The following is a 14752-nucleotide window of genomic DNA, read 5'->3' as shown; positions in this document are numbered from 1 at the left end:
ATATTATATGTCAAAACTGAAAGTACCGTCCCTCCAACATCTTGCGCGTAACTGGCGAGACACCCCAATCAAAGTCAGCAATGAACTGATTAAACTGGTAGAGAACCCGCCAACATTTAATTACAATCCTCTGCACTCTGCCATCCGCGATATGTTGATACTCAAAGTTCAACATAAGCAGATTGAAGAGGGCGTTATTCGCGCCGTCAAGAGGGAAGTAGTTAGAAATAACTACTTAGAAATACTTTCACTCTGTCGAGACTATTTTGAAGGTGTTTTACCACATTTCATCCAGAGCGTTGAGCGACGTTTTTATCCGGTTGGGCGAGGCCTACTGGTTCCATTTGAACCTCCCCTGATCTACGGCGTCAACGGTCAACTCCATTTTCCGTGGTTCAGTTTTTGGCGCAAAAACCCACTTGCTGATCGCCACCTTCAACTATTCGCCTCCATCGTATATGAAGTCCTTCTGCAAGACCCGGACCTAGAAGAGGCACGATTTGTCATTCTCGACTTTAGCGCGGCAAAGCAAAATCACCCAAGAGAACTCAATGTGATTGATGCCCGCGATATACCCCGTCTTTCCAAGAGTGAGATCGACGATATGTTAGCCGTTTTCGCCGAAGGTTTCACACTCGCAGAACAAAAAATAAAACAAGATGAGAAACAAAAAAATAAACAATCACAAGAGATAAATAAAAAAGAGAATCAGATATCATTCAACTTCTAATTCAACACATAGAATTTAGATATAAATTTTCAATAATCATCATTCTTCAGAAAAATAAATTTATGCATTTAATTCATATCATGAAAAATAGAATAATTTGACAGGATCATGGAACTATATCCCATGATCCTGTCATTTACACGGAAATTACAAATCAAAACCCCACCCTCCTCACCACCCCTCCCCCGGCCCCTCACTGGCAATCTCGTGCAGCGCCGCCAGCCATTCCTTCAGCAGATGGCGGCGCTTTTGCTGGTCCTGCCCCAGCAGCAGGGCGGGGGAAATCTCGATCGGGCGCAAGCGCAGCGGCGCATCGGGGGGCAGACCGTACAGCACCCGCAAGGCAGGCTCGCCGTCGATCGGGTTCAGCAGGGTGGTTTCCTCGCGCGAGATGCGGCGGCCCTCGTCGGACAGGGCAAAGTCGATGAAGGCCGCCGCCGCCGAGGGATTACTGGCGAATTTGTAGACAAAGGCGGTGCGGGTGAACACCAGCGTGTAGTCTTCGGGGAAGATGATCCCGATCTCACTGCCGCCCTTGCGCTGGCGGTCGAGGGCATAGGCCCCGAGGATGTTGTAGCCCAGACTGAGCGAGCCATCCTGTAATCCGTCCAGCACCTGCGCACTGCAACAGACCAGCCGGGCCTGCGAACGGGCGAGGCTTTCCATCATCCGGCCAAAGGTGCTGGCCTGCGTGGCGTCCAGGGTCATGAACAGATAGCCCGCCCCCGACGACCGGATGTCGTAGGTCCCGACCCGGCCATAATACAGAGCGGGGTCATGGCGCATCAGGTCCAGCATCTCGAACCGGCTGCGCGGCGGATTGCCCGCCGGGAAAGCGCTTTTGCGGTAGGCGATCACCACCGGCTCATAGGTCAGGCCATATAGTTCATCGCGCCATCTGGCCCACTCGGGCAGCGCCGCCCGCAGGCTCTGCCGCTGGGCACAGCCGCCGTTCACCAGCTTGACCTGCAAATCAATCGCCGAATTGATGATCAGGTCGGCCAGCGGCATATGCTGACGACAGGCGGCTTGCACATCGCGGTTCAGGTCCTGCGACTGGTCATATTCGACATACTCAACGGTAATGTCGGGATAACGGTGCCGGAACCCCTGCAACAGCGGCGCGATCATCTCGGCATCGGTGGCCGACAGGATGCGTAAATGCCCACTGACCGACGACCGTTCCAGCGATGGCAGGGCCAGCGGCAGCACCGGCTGCTCGGCCCGCAGCAGCGATGGTGCGAGCAGCGCGGCCAGAACCCCGCAGACCAGAGACAGGCGGGCGATCATGCCAGAGGCTCCTCGTGCAACAGCGGGATGCTCATGCCGATCTCAAAGCCTCCGTCTTCCCCTCGCTGGATCAGCAGGCTGCCCTGATGGGCCTCGGCCACCGCCTTGACGATTGCCAGCCCCAGTCCGGCACTTTCGGCGCCGCCCTGCCCGATGCGGTTGAACCGCTCGCCTGCCTGCTCCCAGTGCTCGGGCGGGATGCCCTGCCCGTGGTCGCGTACCGCCAGACAGGCGCGGTCGGCCTGATCATCCTGCCACACCCGCACCGCAAGCGGCGGCTGCCCATAGCGCTGCGCATTGCTGATCAGGTTGTTGAGGGCTTCTTCCAGACTCACCGGGTCGCCCGCCACCAGCACTTCGTCCTTTGGCAGCGGCGCATGGTCAAGATCATCGGCGTTCAGCGCCAGCGCCCGCAGATCAAGCGGAATCAGCGGCACCGCATCGGCCCGGTGGATGACCATCGCCCGGTTGAGAATCTGCGACGACAACCGCCCCAGCCCGACCGAGCGTTTGTGAATGCGTGCCGCCAGCATCCGCAGGCGGTCGGGGTCGTCTTCCTCGGCGGCCAGTTCGGCCTGCGCCCGGATGGCGGTAATGGCGGTGCGCAACTGGTGGCTGACATCGGCGATAAAGCTCTGGGTGCTGTTGACCTGGGTGCGCAGGCGATCAAGAAACTGGTTGATGGCCGAGACGGTGTGGGTCAGCTCGGCCGGAGCCTCGATCACCAGCGGCGACAGGTCGCGCGGGTTTTTCGCCAGCAACGCCTGATCAATCGAGGCCAACGGACGCAACGCCACCCGCACCGCCAGCGCACTCAGCAGCAGGATCAGCAGGCAGACCAGACCAATCGCCACCAATGACCCACGCCACAGGGTTTCGGCCAGATCATCGCGGGCCTGCATCGTCTGCGCCACCAGCACCAGTACCGAGCCGGACAACGACCGCTCGGCCATCTCCCGCCGCAGCGCCGCCACCCTCACCGGACTGCCCAGCACCGACGAATTATAGAACAGTGGCTTGCCTGGGGTCAGATGGCGCACCGGTTCGGGCAGCACATCATCTCCGGTCACCGTCCGCCCATCCGGCGACAGGACGCGGTAAAACACCCGGTCTTCGCGGGCCAGCGCCAGCAACTCGAACGCCGACCCCGGCAGATCAACCACCACCTCGCCATCATCGACCTGCACCCGCTCGCCAATCTGCAACACCGCCCCGGCCAGCAACAGGTCATAGACGGAATCCACCGCTTTCCGGCTGTAGGGCGCGGCGGCAACTGCCAACGCAAAGGTTCCGGCCAGCAGAATCGCCAGCAAAGGGATCAGCAACCGGGCCTTGATCGACGAATAGGGGTACGGCGTGGTCATTCCATCTCCAGCCGAAAACCGAATCCCCGCATGGTCTGCACCGTCACGCCACTGCCCTGTAACCGTTTGCGCAGACGGGCGACATAGACATCAACGGTGTTCAGGGCGGCACTGTCATCAAAGGCGAACAGCTTGTCGAGGATCCGTTGCTTGTCAATCGCCTTGCCCCGGGCGGCGAGCAGGATTTCCAGCAGGCGGAATTCGCGCCGGGTCAGCCCCAGATCCCGCCCGTGATGGGCCACCGTTCCGTTGGCACTGTCAATCATCAGCGCCCCATAGGACTGCACCGAGCTGGCGGCATCCTGCCGACGGCGCAACAGCACGCGGGCGCGGGCTTCCAGCTCGCGCAGGTCAAACGGCTTGACCAGATAATCATCGGCCCCGGCATCCAGCGCCGCCACCCGTTCTTCGATGGCATCGCGGGCGGTCAGAATCAGCACCGGCGTTGCCTGCCGCCTGCGCACCCGTTGCAACAGGTCGAGGCCGCTGCCGTCGGGCAAGTTCAGGTCGAGAATCAGCAAATCGAAATCCTGCACCGCCAGCGCGTCTTCGGCCTGAGCCAGATCGGCGGCCACATCCAGCGCGTGGCCGCCACGGCGAAAGCTGTGCGCCACGGCGTCGGCCACATCTTCGGCGTCTTCGATCAACAGGATGCGCATGGTGAGCAAGGCCTCTTTTTCCGCTGTCTGTCAGACTGTCAGAATTTTGTCAGAACCCGCAGAGCATTCTGACGCCAAGCCGTGCCGCTTTTATGAGCACCGGCACGCAAGCAAAATACCCAGGAGGAAACAATGCGGTCTTACGCCAGAATTCTGTCTACATTCGCCCTGTCCACCCTTGGGGCGCTGTCTATTGTCTTGCCGACCACCAGCATGCTGTCAACGTCCGTGTGGGCCGGTCAGCCGGAAAAGCCCGAGTGCGTGGCTCCGGCAAAGCCCGGTGGCGGCTTTGACCTGACCTGCCGCATTGCCCTGACCACCTTTGATGTCACCAAGACCCTCACCAATCCGATGCGGGTGACCTACCTGCCCGGTGGCGTCGGCGCGGTGGCCTATAACCAGTTCAACAGCGTGCGCACCAGTGACGGCAACGCCATCGTTGCCTTTTCCACCGGCTCGATCCTGAACATCGCCGAAGGCAAATGGGGCGAGTGGACCGAAAAGGACGCCCGCTGGGTGGCCACTGCCGGTACCGATTACGGTGCCATCGTCGTGCGCGGCGACTCTCCCTACAAGACCTTTCAGGACTTGATGGACGCGTGGAAAAAGAACCCGTCCAGCATCGTGGTCGGGGCTGGTGGTTCGGTCGGCGGGCAAGACTGGATGAAGGTCGCCCTGCTGTTCCGCAAGGCCGGTCTTGATCCGCGCAAGATGCGCTATGTCGCCTTTGAAGGCGGCGGCGATGCGATGGCCAACCTGCTGGGCGGCAGCATTCAGGTGATGCCCGGCGATGTCGGTGAAATGCGCTCGCACCTTGAAACCGGCGAAATGCGGGTGCTGGCCGTTCTGTCTCCCGAACGCCTGCCGGCGCCGTTTGGCTCAATCCCGACCGCCAAAGAGCAGGGATACGACGTGGAATGGGGTATTGTTCGCGGGTTCTACATGGGCAAGCACGTCTCGGACGAGGCCTATAACACCTATGTCGAGGCCTTCCGCAAAATCTTTGCCACGCCGGAATTCCGGCGCATTCAGGAAGAACAGGGCCTGTTCCCGCTGGAAAAGTCCGGCGACGAGCTGACCGCCTATATTCATGACCAGACCGCCCAGATGCGGGCTCTGGCCAAGGATGCTGGCCTGATCCAGTAAACCGTTCCGGGAATCGGGGCAAAGGTGTCGTCTGCGATCGCCCTTGCCCCGTCCCGCCACCGCTCCATCATCGAGGATCGCCATGATCGACCGCATCTTTGCTGCGGCCCTGTTCCTGCTTGCGCTGGGCTATGGCTGCGTGGCGCTGACCCTGCATGCGCCGTTTCAATATGACCCGCTGGGACCGGAAACCTGGCCGCGCCTGTTGGCACTGGCACTGGCTGTCGCCTCGGTGGCCATGGCCCGCCGCCCGGACAGTGACCCGGACTGGCATGGCGCCACCGCCATCCGCAGCCTGCTGACCATCGGGTCGGCCCTGCTGGCCTATGCCATCCTGTTCGAGCCGCTCGGCTTCATCCTGTCCACCGCCCTGTTCTGCACCCTGACCGCCCGCTACCTCGGTGCCGACTGGCTGCGCAGTGCCCTGTTCGGGGTCGGGATGGGCGTCGGTGGCTATGCCCTGTGCGCCTGGATTCTGGCCCTGAACGTCCCTGCTGGCCTGCTGCCCCTGTAAGGAAGCCCTGCAATGCTGGAAACATTACATATGCTGGCTGACGGTTTTTCCGTCGCCATGACCCCCATGAACCTGGGGCTGGTGCTATTCGGGTGCTTTGCCGGTACCCTGATCGGGGCCTTGCCGGGCATTGGCCCGATCAACGGGGTGGCGATCCTGCTGCCCATCGCCTACAGCCTGCGCTTTCCGCCGGAATCGGCCCTGATCCTGCTGGCCGGGATTTACTATGGTGCCGAGTATGGCGGACGTATTTCCTCCATCCTGCTCAATGTTCCCGGCGACGCCGGGGCGGTGATGACCACCATGGACGGCAACCCGCTGGCCAAGCAGGGTCAGGCCGGACGTGCCCTGTCACTGTCGGCGGTTGCCTCGTTCTTTGGCGGGACGCTGGCGGTGGTGTTGATGACCCTGTTCGGCCCGCTGCTGGCCCGCTTTGCGATCAGTTTTGGCCCCGCCGAATACGTCGCCCTGATGGTGTTTGCCTTTGCCACCCTGTCATCACTGGTCGGGCGGAATTCGACCAAGACCATCATTGGCGCCCTGCTCGGCCTGATGATTGCCTCGGTCGGGGTTGATGCCAACACCGGCGTCAACCGCTTTACCTTCGGGATTCCCGACCTGTTTTCCGGCATTGATTTTCTGGTGGTGGTGATCGGCCTGTTCGGCATCGCCGAGCTGCTGGCGCTGGTCGAAGGCATGGCGACCGATACGCTGGTGGTGCGCGCCATCGACAAGACCTTTGTGTCATGGAAAGATTTGATTGCCGTGCGCTGGACCCTGGTCCGGTCATCGCTGATCGGCTTCATTGTCGGCGTCCTGCCCGGCACCGGCGCGTCGGTGGCCTCGGCGGTGTCCTATGGCACCGAAAAGCGTCTGGCCGGAGCCAGCGGAACCTTTGGTCAAGGTGACATTCGCGGGCTGGCCGCCCCGGAAAGCGCCAACAACGCCTCGGCAGGCGGGGCGATGGTGCCGATGCTGACGCTGGGCATTCCCGGCTCGGGAACCACCGCCATCCTGCTCGGTGCCCTGCTGATGTTCAACGTCCAGCCCGGCCCGATGCTGTTCAGCCAGCACCCGGAAATTGCCTGGGGCCTGATTGCCTCGATGTATATCGGCAATATCGCCCTGCTGGTGATCAACCTGCCGCTGGTGGGCCTGTTTGCCCGCATGCTGACCATTCCGCACAAGTACCTGATCCCGGTGATTGCGGTGCTGACCTTCATCGGCACCTATTCGGTGGTTGGCAACTCGTTCGACCTGTTCATGATGCTGGGTCTGGGCGTGTTCGGCTGGTTCCTGCGCAAGCTGGACTTCTCGCTGGCGCCGGTGATCCTCGGGGTGGTGCTGGGCGGCCTGTTTGAAGACAACCTGCGGCGCGCCCTGTCGATGTCTGGCGGCGACTGGACCATCCTGTTTGAATCGGTCAGCAGTCTGGCCCTGTATGCCATCGCCATTGCCGTCCTGTTCCTGCCGCTGTTGATGAGCCGCCGCCAAAAGCGGCAGGCCTCGGATCTGGGGGAAGAATGACACTGAAGGCCACAGGGCATCTGGTGTGCGCTTTGCTGGTCGGGGCGAGTGGCGGGGGCCTTGCCTCCGCCATCGGCCTGCCAGCGCCGTGGCTGATGGGGCCAACCCTGCTGGTCGCGGCCGCCAGCCTGAGCGGTCTGCGGGCCGAGGTTCCGCGCTGGCTGCGCGACGGGGCTTTCGCCTGCATCGGCCTGTCGATCGGTTCGGGCATTGACGGCCAGACGCTGGATCATGCCCGCCAGTGGGGGCCCAGCCTGCTGGCGGTGCCGCTGTGTACAGTGGCGGTGATGCTGCTGTCATCGGTCTTTTTGCAGCGGGTGTGCGGCATCGACCGCGACAGCGCCCGCATGGCCTCCTCGCCCGGCTCGATGAGCTATACGCTGGCGCTGGTGCTGGAAGGACGCGGCCATCTGCCCAGCGTGCTGACCATCCAGAGCACCCGCCTGTTTGCCATGACCGCCGTCCTGCCGCCGCTGCTGGCCCTTGGGGCACCGCTGGCCTCTGGCGGGCGGGTGGAGTTGCCGCTCCCTGCCTTCGCCAGTCTGCTGGCACTGGCCATTCCCTGTGGTCTGCTGCTGTCGCGCTGGAACGTTCCGGTCGCCTCGCTGATGGCCGGGATGGTGATCAGCGCCATCGGTCATGCCGCCGACTGGGTCCATGGTGTACCGCCGCAACTGGTCAGCCTGCCGGTCTATGTGGTGACCGGCACGGTGGTTGGTTCGCGGTTTACCAAAATCACCCTTGCCGACCTGCGCCGCCTGTTTCCCGCTGCACTGTCGGCGGTGGTGATTGCCCTGCTGGTGGCGGCTGCGTTTGCCTGGGGTCTGGTGCAGGTCAGTGACCTGAACCTCGGTCAGGCCTGGGTGGCCCTTGCCCCCGGCGGCGTCGAAGCGATGGTGGCGGTGGCACTGGCCTTGGGCTTTGACCCGACCTTTGTCGCCGCCCATCACTTCCTGCGCATCATTCTGCTGAGTGTGCTGATGCCGCTATGGCTGGGCCGCCGGACGCAGGCCTGAAACCGCAAAAGCCTCCGCCCCCGCCTGCGCAATCTGGCAGTCCTGCTGCTCCTTGGCCCCGGAAACTCCGATGGCGGCGACCAGTCTCCCGTCCTGATACAGCGGCAGACCGCCACCAATCGGGATCATCCCCGCGCGCCCGTTCAGACCGGTCAACAGATGCGGCTGATCAGAAATCCGCTCTTTCCATGCCGCCGTCGCAAAGCCGAACCCGGCGGCGGTGGCGGCCTTGTCCTGCGCCAGCGTCGCGGTATGGAACGGTGCTCCGTCCATCCGCCACAAGGCCAGCAGATGACCCCCGGGGTCAGTGATCGCCACACTGACGGTCACCTGCAAACGGCTGGCTTCGGCGAGGGCGGCGGTCAGGATGGCAGTACGGTCAATCATGGGCATCCCCTGCAACAGCGGTGGAAGAGAGGGGTGTGCCCTGTCAGCCACACTGGACGGTAATTAACAGGTTAATTACTAACATGTTCCTTACATACCCCCTTAACCTGTGTCAAGGTCACCGCATCCCTACAACCAGAGCAGGAGCCCCCGCAATGACCACGAAACGGGACGATTCCCCTGCCCCTGCCCCTGCCCCTGCCCCTCAAGGTGCCTTGCGAGCCTTTTCCCGTTCCCTGCCAATGGCGCTGCTGAAGGCGCGCGAAGACGTGATGGCCGGATTCCGCCCCAACCTGCGCAACCATCAGATCACCGAACAACAATGGCGGGCGTTAAAGGCGCTGGCCAGCCACGGCGAGATGCGCGCCGGTCAACTGGCGCAGATCAGCCTGATCAGCATGCCCAGCCTGACCCGCATCCTGCGCGATCTGGGCCAGCGCGACCTGATTCAGCGGCGCAGTGAACCCGGCGACCAGCGTACGGCGCTGGTTTCGCTGACCCCCGCCGGGCAGGCGCTGGCCTGCTTGGTCGGGCAAGGTGCCGAGTGCCATTATGACCGCATCGCCGATTCGTTTGGCCCCGAGCGGCTGGAACAACTGCATCATCTGCTCGCTGCCCTGTCGGCCTGCCTTGGCTGTGGTCAGGCGGAAGACGATCAGGATGGCAAGGCCACCGACGGAATCGCCTCCCAGTCATAGGCCCCCAGCCGGTCGAGTACGGCGCACAGCTCGCCCAGAGTCTCGCGCCCGATATGCTGTTCGATCAGCAGGTATTGCGCCCGGATCAGCGGCATGACCGTGTCCACCAGCGCCCGCCCCTTGTCGGTCACCGACACATTGACCCGCCGCAGGTCGCTTTCCATCCGTTCCTTGTGGATCAGGTCGTCGGCCTCCATCCGCGCCAGCACCCCGGCCAGACTGGGGCTGAGAAACAGGCAGGTTTCGCAGATTTCCTTGGGCTCCATCGACACCCGAAAGCGCAGCACGCGCAAAATCCGCCACTGCTGTTCGGTCACCCCGAAATGGTTGAGGATCGGGCGAAAGCGGTTGATCACCTCTTCGCGCGTCTGCAACAGCATCAGCGGCAGGTTGGGGTGTAACGGTGTCTCACTCATGGCGGAACCTTCCCTTTCGGTAACAAACGCGCCTCCGGCGAGGGGCAGGAATGCCCGGAAACCGCAGGCAGGTCAACCGCTAGCGATGGCCTCCGCAATATCCTTATTTTTGGCGTGAGGAACGCGCTTGACTTGCTAACATGTTAGTGAGATGGTGATACCTAACATGTTAACTATCTCGCAGATGCAATGTCTGTCAGCGCAGTTGCGAGACACAAAAATGCCGGACCAAAAACAAACCGGCGCACGGATGCCTGACCAAAAACCAACAGCGTCCCGAACACGGAGGAAACAATGCGTTTTAACGCTCTCGCCCTGTGCCGAGCCACAGCGATGACCGCTGTCCTGTCCCTGGCTGGCATGGCGTCAACCGCCCATGCCGATGATCAGGTGGTGCTGAAAATTGCCCACTTCCTGCCTGCCGTCGCCCCGGCGCAGACAAAGGTGATCGGCCCGTGGTGTGATGCCCTGGCCCAGAAATCCCAAAACCGTCTGGTGTGCCAGATTTACCCGTCGATGCAGCTGGGCGGCACGCCGTCGCAACTGGTCGATCAGGTGCGCAACGGCATTGCCGACGTGGTGTGGACCGCTCCGGGCTATTCGGCGGGCCGCTTCCCGGCCATCGAAGCGATGGAATTGCCGTTCATGGTCGCCAATGCCCTCGACGGCAGCCGGATGACCTGGGACTATTACAACCAGTTCGCCAAGGACGAATTCAGCGCCTATCACGTTCTGGCCGTTCATATTGACGGTGGCGCGGTGTTCCACACCGCCAACAAGGACATCGTCAATCCGCTGGATATCGCCGGGCTCAAGCTGCGCACCTCGACCCGCCTGTCAGCCAAGACCTTGCAGGCGCTGGGCGGTGTGCCGGTATCGATGCCGCCCGCGCAGGTGACCGAAGCCATTTCCAAAGGGGTGGTTGACGGTGGCGTGATGCCGTGGGAACTGATGCGTCCGACCAAGATCGACGAAGTGACCCGCTATCACGTCTCGCCGCCCGCCGGTCAGCCGCTGGTGGTTGGTACCGTGCTGACCATGCTGATGAATCAAAAGAAGTATGACTCCCTGCCCGCCGACCTGAAGGCCATTGTTGACGAAACATCCGGCCTGCCGCTGGTTGAAACCTTTGGCCGGGTGTGGGATGAGGTCACCGCCGCCAACATGACCTATGCCGCCGGCCTGCCCGGTACGGTGGTCCATCCGCTGTCCGCCGAAACCTATGAAAAGATGCGGTCGGTGACCGTCTCGATTGATCAGGAATGGGCTGGCGAAGTGACCAAGCGCGGCCTGAACGGACAGGCAATGCTGGACGGTGCCCGCGCCCTGTCAGCGAAATACTTCCCCGTTCAGAACTGACCGGCCCGCTTCGGGTCATATCTCCCTGATCGGCTTCCCCCACGGACGCCCCGGCGTCCGTGACGGGATCCCTGCATCCTGCTGATGCCTGCTTCACGGCCACTGGCCGGGGATCCCCTTCCTGCGCCCTCACTTCAGGCTAGGACTGTATTCATGACCGAATTGCTCTATCCACCAGAGGAGCGGTCTGTCCACGACCGTATCGAACGATGGCTGACCCTTGCCGCCGAGGCTTTGGCGTGGGCTGGGGGCCTGATCCTGCTGGCCCTGATCGGTATGTCACTGGTGTCGATCATTGCGCGCAAGCTGGGGTTCCATCCCGTCAATGGTGACGTGGAACTGATGCAGATGGGGTGCGCGGTGGCGTCGGCGGCGTTCCTGCCGCTGTGCACCCTGCGCGGCGACCATTTGCGGGTCGAATTCTTTACCGAAGGCTGCCGCCCGGCCCTGCGCCAGCGCATGGATGCGGTGACGGACATCCTGCTGGCCGCCGTCTTTGCCCTGCTGGCCTGGCGGACCGGTCTGCAAATGCTCGACAGCCGCGACAGTGGCGAGATTGCCGCCCTGACCGCCCTGCCGCTGTGGATCCCCGTTCTGCTGATGATCCCGTCGCTGGCCCTGACGGTGCTATGTGCGCTGTACCGTGCGGTGCGTGCCTTTTTCCTGTGTGACGACCTGTGCAACGAGGAGGCCTCGTGATGAGTGGCGTTACTCTTGGCCTCTGTGGCTTTGGCGTTCTGTTGCTGTTGCTGGCCCTGCGGGTGCATATCGGGGTGGCCATGTTCGGCGTTGCCTCGGCGATTTACCTGATCCTGAACAGCGGCGACACCAACGCCTGGCTGTATACCCTCAACACGCTGGCCTATGCCCGCCTGTCGAACTATGACCTGGCCGTCATTCCGCTGTTCATCCTGATGGGCCAGTTCGCCACCCATGGCGGCCTGTCGCTGGCGCTGTTCCGCGCTGCGGGCTCGCTGATCGGCCATTTCCGGGGTGGCCTGGCCTATGCCGCCACCGCCGCCTGTGCCGCCTTTGGGGCCATTTGCGGCTCGTCGCTGGCCACCGCCGCCACCATGGGGCAAGTCGCCCTGCCGGAATTGCAACGGCACAATTACTCGGGCCGTCTGGCAACCGGCACGCTGGCGGCGGGCGGAACGCTCGGCATCCTGATCCCGCCGTCGGTGCCGCTGGTGATCTATGCCGTGCTGACCCAGGAATCAATCGGCAAGCTGTTTGTTGCCGCCGTCATCCCCGGCCTGCTGGCTGCCCTTGGCTACATGGTGGTGATCCGCCTGATTGTCACCCGTAACCCCGAAGCCGGTCCGGCCAGCGAGCGGGTGCCGGTGATGCAGATGCTGCGCTCGCAGTTGAGCGTTCTGCCGGTGTTGCTGGTGTTTCTGGTGGTGATTGTCGGGATTTACGGTGGCTGGGCCAACCCGACCGAAGCCGCCTCGATCGGGGCCGCCGCCTGCGGATTGATTGCACTGGTCTCCGGCAAGCTGTCGCTGAAGGGCCTGCGCGAGAGCATCTTTGGCACCGCCATTGCCACCGCGATGATCTTCATGGTGCTGATCGGGGCCGACTTGCTGAACTCGGCGCTGGCCCTGACCCAGATGCCGGCCGAGCTGGCCCTGTGGGTGAAGAACAGCGGCATGCCGCCGCTGGCGGTGCTGTTCCTGATCATCGCCGTCTATGTCCTGCTGGGCTGCGTGATGGACTCGCTGGCGATGATTCTGCTGACCATCCCGATCTTTTACCCGGTGGTGATGGGGCTGGATTTCTACGGCATGGCTCTGGCCGACAAATCGGTGTGGTTCGGAATTGTTGCCCTGATGGTGGTGGAAATCGGTCTGGTCCATCCGCCGGTCGGCATGAACCTGTACGTGATCAACAAGCTGGCGAAAAACGTTCCGATGATCGAAACCGCCAAGGGCGTGATGCCGTTCCTCGCCTCGGATCTGGTCCGCATCGTGGCGCTGGTGTTTTTCCCGCCGATCTGCCTGTGGCTGGTCCATATCACGGGTTAGTCCACCTTTAGCTCTTCTTTTTCCCCGCCTTATCCCAACAGGAGCGTTCTCCATGCGCACTGCCCGCATCAGCCTGCCCGGCCAGACCGCCCCGCTTTGTGCGGCGGTCAGTGCCGACGGCCTGTCCCTTGACCTGGGCGGTCAGCAGATCCCCTTGACCGATGGCAGCTTTGCCCCTGCGGTCACCGGCTGGATCTATGGCCCCCTGCTGAACGAAACCGCCACCGTCGAACGGTTCGGCCCGGCGCTGACCCAGCCGCCCTATGCTGCCCCGCCGACCGTGCCGGTGATGTACTTCAAGCCGAAAAACACCCATCGCGGCCACGGCAGCGTGATCACTCTGCCGCCCTACGCCGACAGCGTTGAACTGGGGGCGTCCATCGGGGCGGTGATGGGGCATCAGGTGGCGCGCGCCTCGGCCAACACCGCCATGAGTGCCGTTGCCGGGTACACCATCGTGCTCGACCTCAGCCAGCCGAACCCCAGCGTCTACCGTCCGCCGGTGCAGGAAAAGTGCTTTGACGGCGCCTGCCCGGTCGGCCCGTGGGTGGTGTCCGCCGACCAGATTGCCGACCCGCATACGCTGGAAATCCGCACCTTCGTCAATGACGTCCTGATGGCCAGCCGCACCCTGTCCGATCTGGTGCGTCCGCTGCCGACCCTGATCGCTGACGTCACCGACTTCATGGCGCTGTCCGGCGGCGATGTGCTGACGCTGGGCTATCCGGTCGGAGCCGTTCCCACCGCCCGCCGGGGCGACCGGATCAGGATCGAAGTGGACGGGCTGGGAGCCCTGGAATGTTCTCTGGCGGAGGCCGAATAAATGAAGCGCGCACGTGTCGCCTATAACGGGGCCATTCATGACGCCGAAGTCCGCGAAGACCGGGTGATTCTGGCCGATGGCCGCTGCCTGCGCGAAGAGCAGGTGGTGTGGTTGCCGCCAGTCGAGCCGCAGACCACCTTTGCGCTGGCGATCAACTACGCCGATCATGCCAAGGAACTGGCCTTCAAGGCCCCGGAAAAGCCGCTGGCCTTCCTGAAAGGCCCGGGAACCTTCGTCGGCCATCGTGCCGTCACCCGTCGCCCGGCCGATGCCGCCTTCATGCACTATGAGTGCGAACTGGCGGTGGTGATCGGGCGCACCGGTCGCAACGTGTCGGCGGCCGATGCCTATGACTATGTGGCGGGCTATACGGTGGCCAACGACTATGCCATCCGCAACTACCTGCAAAACTACTATCGCCCCAACCTGCGCACCAAAAACCGCGACGGCTGCACTGTTCTGGGGCCGTGGATCGTTGATGCCGCCGATGTGCCGGACCCGATGGCGCTGGACATCCGCACCTATGTCAACGGCGAGCAGGTGCAGGCTGGCAACACCCGCGACATGGTGTTCGGCGTTCCGGCGCTGATCGAATACCTGTCGTCGTTCATGACCCTGTCGCCCGGCGACGTGATCCTGACCGGCACCCCCGACGGGATCGTCGATGTCAAACCGGGCGACGTGGTGGAAACCGAAGTCGCTGGCGTTGGCCGCCTGCGCAACACAGTGGTCGATGACACCACCTATTTCGGCGCGGCCTGATCCCCTCTCTCCCTTTTTACCGATGCGATGCAAA

16 protein-coding genes are annotated in these 14752 nt (G+C 62.6%); 11 read left to right on the top strand and 5 right to left on the bottom strand.

Features of this window, described 5'->3' with window-relative positions; all coding sequences use genetic code 11:
• Nucleotides 1–7 precede the first annotated feature (7 nt).
• On the top strand, nucleotides 8–730 hold the full coding sequence (locus tag BW995_RS13770) for a hypothetical protein (protein WP_076401003.1): 723 nt from the start codon (nucleotides 8–10) through the stop codon (nucleotides 728–730).
• Between the two features lie 171 nt (nucleotides 731–901).
• On the opposite strand, the gene BW995_RS13765 is transcribed toward BW995_RS13770, so the two are convergent.
• Genes BW995_RS13765 through BW995_RS13755 form a run of 3 tightly spaced genes read right to left on the bottom strand, consistent with a single transcriptional unit; the run spans nucleotide 902 to nucleotide 4043 of the window.
• The gene (locus BW995_RS13765; protein ID WP_076401002.1) at nucleotides 902–2020 is read right to left on the bottom strand and encodes an ABC transporter substrate-binding protein; all 1119 of its coding nucleotides are present in this window, start codon (nucleotides 2018–2020) and stop codon (nucleotides 902–904) included.
• Nucleotides 2017–3384 (bottom strand): sensor histidine kinase, encoded by a 1368-nt coding sequence (locus BW995_RS13760; protein ID WP_076401001.1) that lies wholly within the window; start codon nucleotides 3382–3384, stop codon nucleotides 2017–2019. The genes BW995_RS13765 and BW995_RS13760 overlap by 4 nt, the downstream gene beginning before the upstream one ends.
• Entirely contained in the window at nucleotides 3381–4043 is a 663-nt protein-coding gene (locus BW995_RS13755) for a response regulator transcription factor (protein WP_076401000.1), read from the bottom strand. The genes BW995_RS13760 and BW995_RS13755 overlap by 4 nt, the downstream gene beginning before the upstream one ends.
• 132 nt (nucleotides 4044–4175) lie before the next feature.
• On the opposite strand from BW995_RS13755, the gene BW995_RS13750 reads away from it, so the two are divergent.
• The 4 genes from BW995_RS13750 (at nucleotide 4176) to BW995_RS13735 (ending at nucleotide 8246) form a co-directional block, all read left to right on the top strand.
• Nucleotides 4176–5189 carry a Bug family tripartite tricarboxylate transporter substrate binding protein gene (locus BW995_RS13750; RefSeq protein WP_084194849.1) on the top strand — a complete coding sequence of 338 codons (1014 nt, stop codon included), beginning with the start codon at nucleotides 4176–4178 and terminating at the stop codon, nucleotides 5187–5189.
• An 82-nt stretch (nucleotides 5190–5271) separates the two neighbouring features.
• On the top strand, nucleotides 5272–5703 hold the full coding sequence (locus BW995_RS13745; RefSeq protein WP_076400999.1) for a tripartite tricarboxylate transporter TctB family protein: 432 nt from the start codon (nucleotides 5272–5274) through the stop codon (nucleotides 5701–5703).
• Nucleotides 5704–5715: 12 nt separating this feature from the next.
• Nucleotides 5716–7230 (top strand): tripartite tricarboxylate transporter permease, encoded by a 1515-nt coding sequence (locus tag BW995_RS13740; RefSeq protein WP_076400998.1) that lies wholly within the window; start codon nucleotides 5716–5718, stop codon nucleotides 7228–7230.
• Complete coding sequence (locus BW995_RS13735) at nucleotides 7227–8246, top strand: AbrB family transcriptional regulator (RefSeq protein ID WP_076400997.1); 1020 nt, start codon at nucleotides 7227–7229, stop codon at nucleotides 8244–8246. Before BW995_RS13740 ends, BW995_RS13735 begins: the two co-directional genes overlap by 4 nt.
• On the opposite strand, the gene BW995_RS13730 is transcribed toward BW995_RS13735, so the two are convergent.
• Complete coding sequence (locus BW995_RS13730) at nucleotides 8217–8633, bottom strand: GlcG/HbpS family heme-binding protein (protein ID WP_076400996.1); 417 nt, start codon at nucleotides 8631–8633, stop codon at nucleotides 8217–8219. The two genes, BW995_RS13735 and BW995_RS13730, sit on opposite strands and share 30 nt — an antisense overlap.
• A gap of 155 nt (nucleotides 8634–8788) precedes the next feature.
• On the opposite strand from BW995_RS13730, the gene hpaR (BW995_RS13725) reads away from it, so the two are divergent.
• On the top strand, nucleotides 8789–9331 hold the full coding sequence (gene hpaR / locus BW995_RS13725) for a homoprotocatechuate degradation operon regulator HpaR (RefSeq protein ID WP_076400995.1): 543 nt from the start codon (nucleotides 8789–8791) through the stop codon (nucleotides 9329–9331).
• Here the strand turns inward: hpaR (BW995_RS13725) and hpaR (BW995_RS13720) are convergent.
• Complete coding sequence (hpaR, locus tag BW995_RS13720) at nucleotides 9289–9747, bottom strand: homoprotocatechuate degradation operon regulator HpaR (RefSeq protein ID WP_076400994.1); 459 nt, start codon at nucleotides 9745–9747, stop codon at nucleotides 9289–9291. The genes hpaR (BW995_RS13725) and hpaR (BW995_RS13720) overlap by 43 nt on opposite strands.
• 294 nt (nucleotides 9748–10041) lie before the next feature.
• Here hpaR (BW995_RS13720) and BW995_RS13715 point away from each other — a divergent pair, with 294 nt between their 5' ends.
• The 5 genes from BW995_RS13715 (at nucleotide 10042) to BW995_RS13695 (ending at nucleotide 14718) form a co-directional block, all read left to right on the top strand.
• Nucleotides 10042–11106 carry a TRAP transporter substrate-binding protein gene (locus tag BW995_RS13715; protein WP_084194847.1) on the top strand — a complete coding sequence of 355 codons (1065 nt, stop codon included), beginning with the start codon at nucleotides 10042–10044 and terminating at the stop codon, nucleotides 11104–11106.
• A gap of 153 nt (nucleotides 11107–11259) precedes the next feature.
• Entirely contained in the window at nucleotides 11260–11805 is a 546-nt protein-coding gene (locus BW995_RS13710) for a TRAP transporter small permease (protein ID WP_076400993.1), read from the top strand.
• On the top strand, nucleotides 11805–13133 hold the full coding sequence (locus tag BW995_RS13705) for a TRAP transporter large permease (protein ID WP_076400992.1): 1329 nt from the start codon (nucleotides 11805–11807) through the stop codon (nucleotides 13131–13133). The genes BW995_RS13710 and BW995_RS13705 overlap by 1 nt, the downstream gene beginning before the upstream one ends.
• A 52-nt stretch (nucleotides 13134–13185) precedes the next feature.
• Complete coding sequence (locus tag BW995_RS13700; RefSeq protein WP_076400991.1) at nucleotides 13186–13956, top strand: fumarylacetoacetate hydrolase family protein; 771 nt, start codon at nucleotides 13186–13188, stop codon at nucleotides 13954–13956.
• Entirely contained in the window at nucleotides 13957–14718 is a 762-nt protein-coding gene (locus BW995_RS13695) for a fumarylacetoacetate hydrolase family protein (RefSeq protein ID WP_076400990.1), read from the top strand. It begins immediately after the preceding gene.
• Nucleotides 14719–14752: the final 34 nt, after the last annotated feature.

This window comes from Insolitispirillum peregrinum (genome assembly GCF_900156605.1).
In the GTDB taxonomy this organism is placed as follows: Bacteria; Pseudomonadota; Alphaproteobacteria; order Rhodospirillales; family Rhodospirillaceae; genus Insolitispirillum; species Insolitispirillum peregrinum.
This window is presented reverse-complemented; position numbering and strand designations above follow the sequence as displayed.

Coding starts and splice junctions, on each gene's coding strand:
- hpaR (WP_076400994.1), bottom strand. CDS start 9,747: ATGAGTGAGACACCGTTACACCCCAACCTGCCGCTGATGCTGTTGCAG.
- BW995_RS13755 (WP_076401000.1), bottom strand. CDS start 4,043: ATGCGCATCCTGTTGATCGAAGACGCCGAAGATGTGGCCGACGCCGTG.
- BW995_RS13710 (WP_076400993.1), top strand. CDS start 11,260: ATGACCGAATTGCTCTATCCACCAGAGGAGCGGTCTGTCCACGACCGT.
- BW995_RS13700 (WP_076400991.1), top strand. CDS start 13,186: ATGCGCACTGCCCGCATCAGCCTGCCCGGCCAGACCGCCCCGCTTTGT.
- BW995_RS13740 (WP_076400998.1), top strand. CDS start 5,716: ATGCTGGAAACATTACATATGCTGGCTGACGGTTTTTCCGTCGCCATG.
- BW995_RS13745 (WP_076400999.1), top strand. CDS start 5,272: ATGATCGACCGCATCTTTGCTGCGGCCCTGTTCCTGCTTGCGCTGGGC.
- hpaR (WP_076400995.1), top strand. CDS start 8,789: ATGACCACGAAACGGGACGATTCCCCTGCCCCTGCCCCTGCCCCTGCC.
- BW995_RS13730 (WP_076400996.1), bottom strand. CDS start 8,633: ATGATTGACCGTACTGCCATCCTGACCGCCGCCCTCGCCGAAGCCAGC.
- BW995_RS13765 (WP_076401002.1), bottom strand. CDS start 2,020: ATGATCGCCCGCCTGTCTCTGGTCTGCGGGGTTCTGGCCGCGCTGCTC.
- BW995_RS13770 (WP_076401003.1), top strand. CDS start 8: ATGTCAAAACTGAAAGTACCGTCCCTCCAACATCTTGCGCGTAACTGG.
- BW995_RS13695 (WP_076400990.1), top strand. CDS start 13,957: ATGAAGCGCGCACGTGTCGCCTATAACGGGGCCATTCATGACGCCGAA.
- BW995_RS13760 (WP_076401001.1), bottom strand. CDS start 3,384: ATGACCACGCCGTACCCCTATTCGTCGATCAAGGCCCGGTTGCTGATC.
- BW995_RS13735 (WP_076400997.1), top strand. CDS start 7,227: ATGACACTGAAGGCCACAGGGCATCTGGTGTGCGCTTTGCTGGTCGGG.
- BW995_RS13715 (WP_084194847.1), top strand. CDS start 10,042: ATGCGTTTTAACGCTCTCGCCCTGTGCCGAGCCACAGCGATGACCGCT.
- BW995_RS13750 (WP_084194849.1), top strand. CDS start 4,176: ATGCGGTCTTACGCCAGAATTCTGTCTACATTCGCCCTGTCCACCCTT.
- BW995_RS13705 (WP_076400992.1), top strand. CDS start 11,805: ATGAGTGGCGTTACTCTTGGCCTCTGTGGCTTTGGCGTTCTGTTGCTG.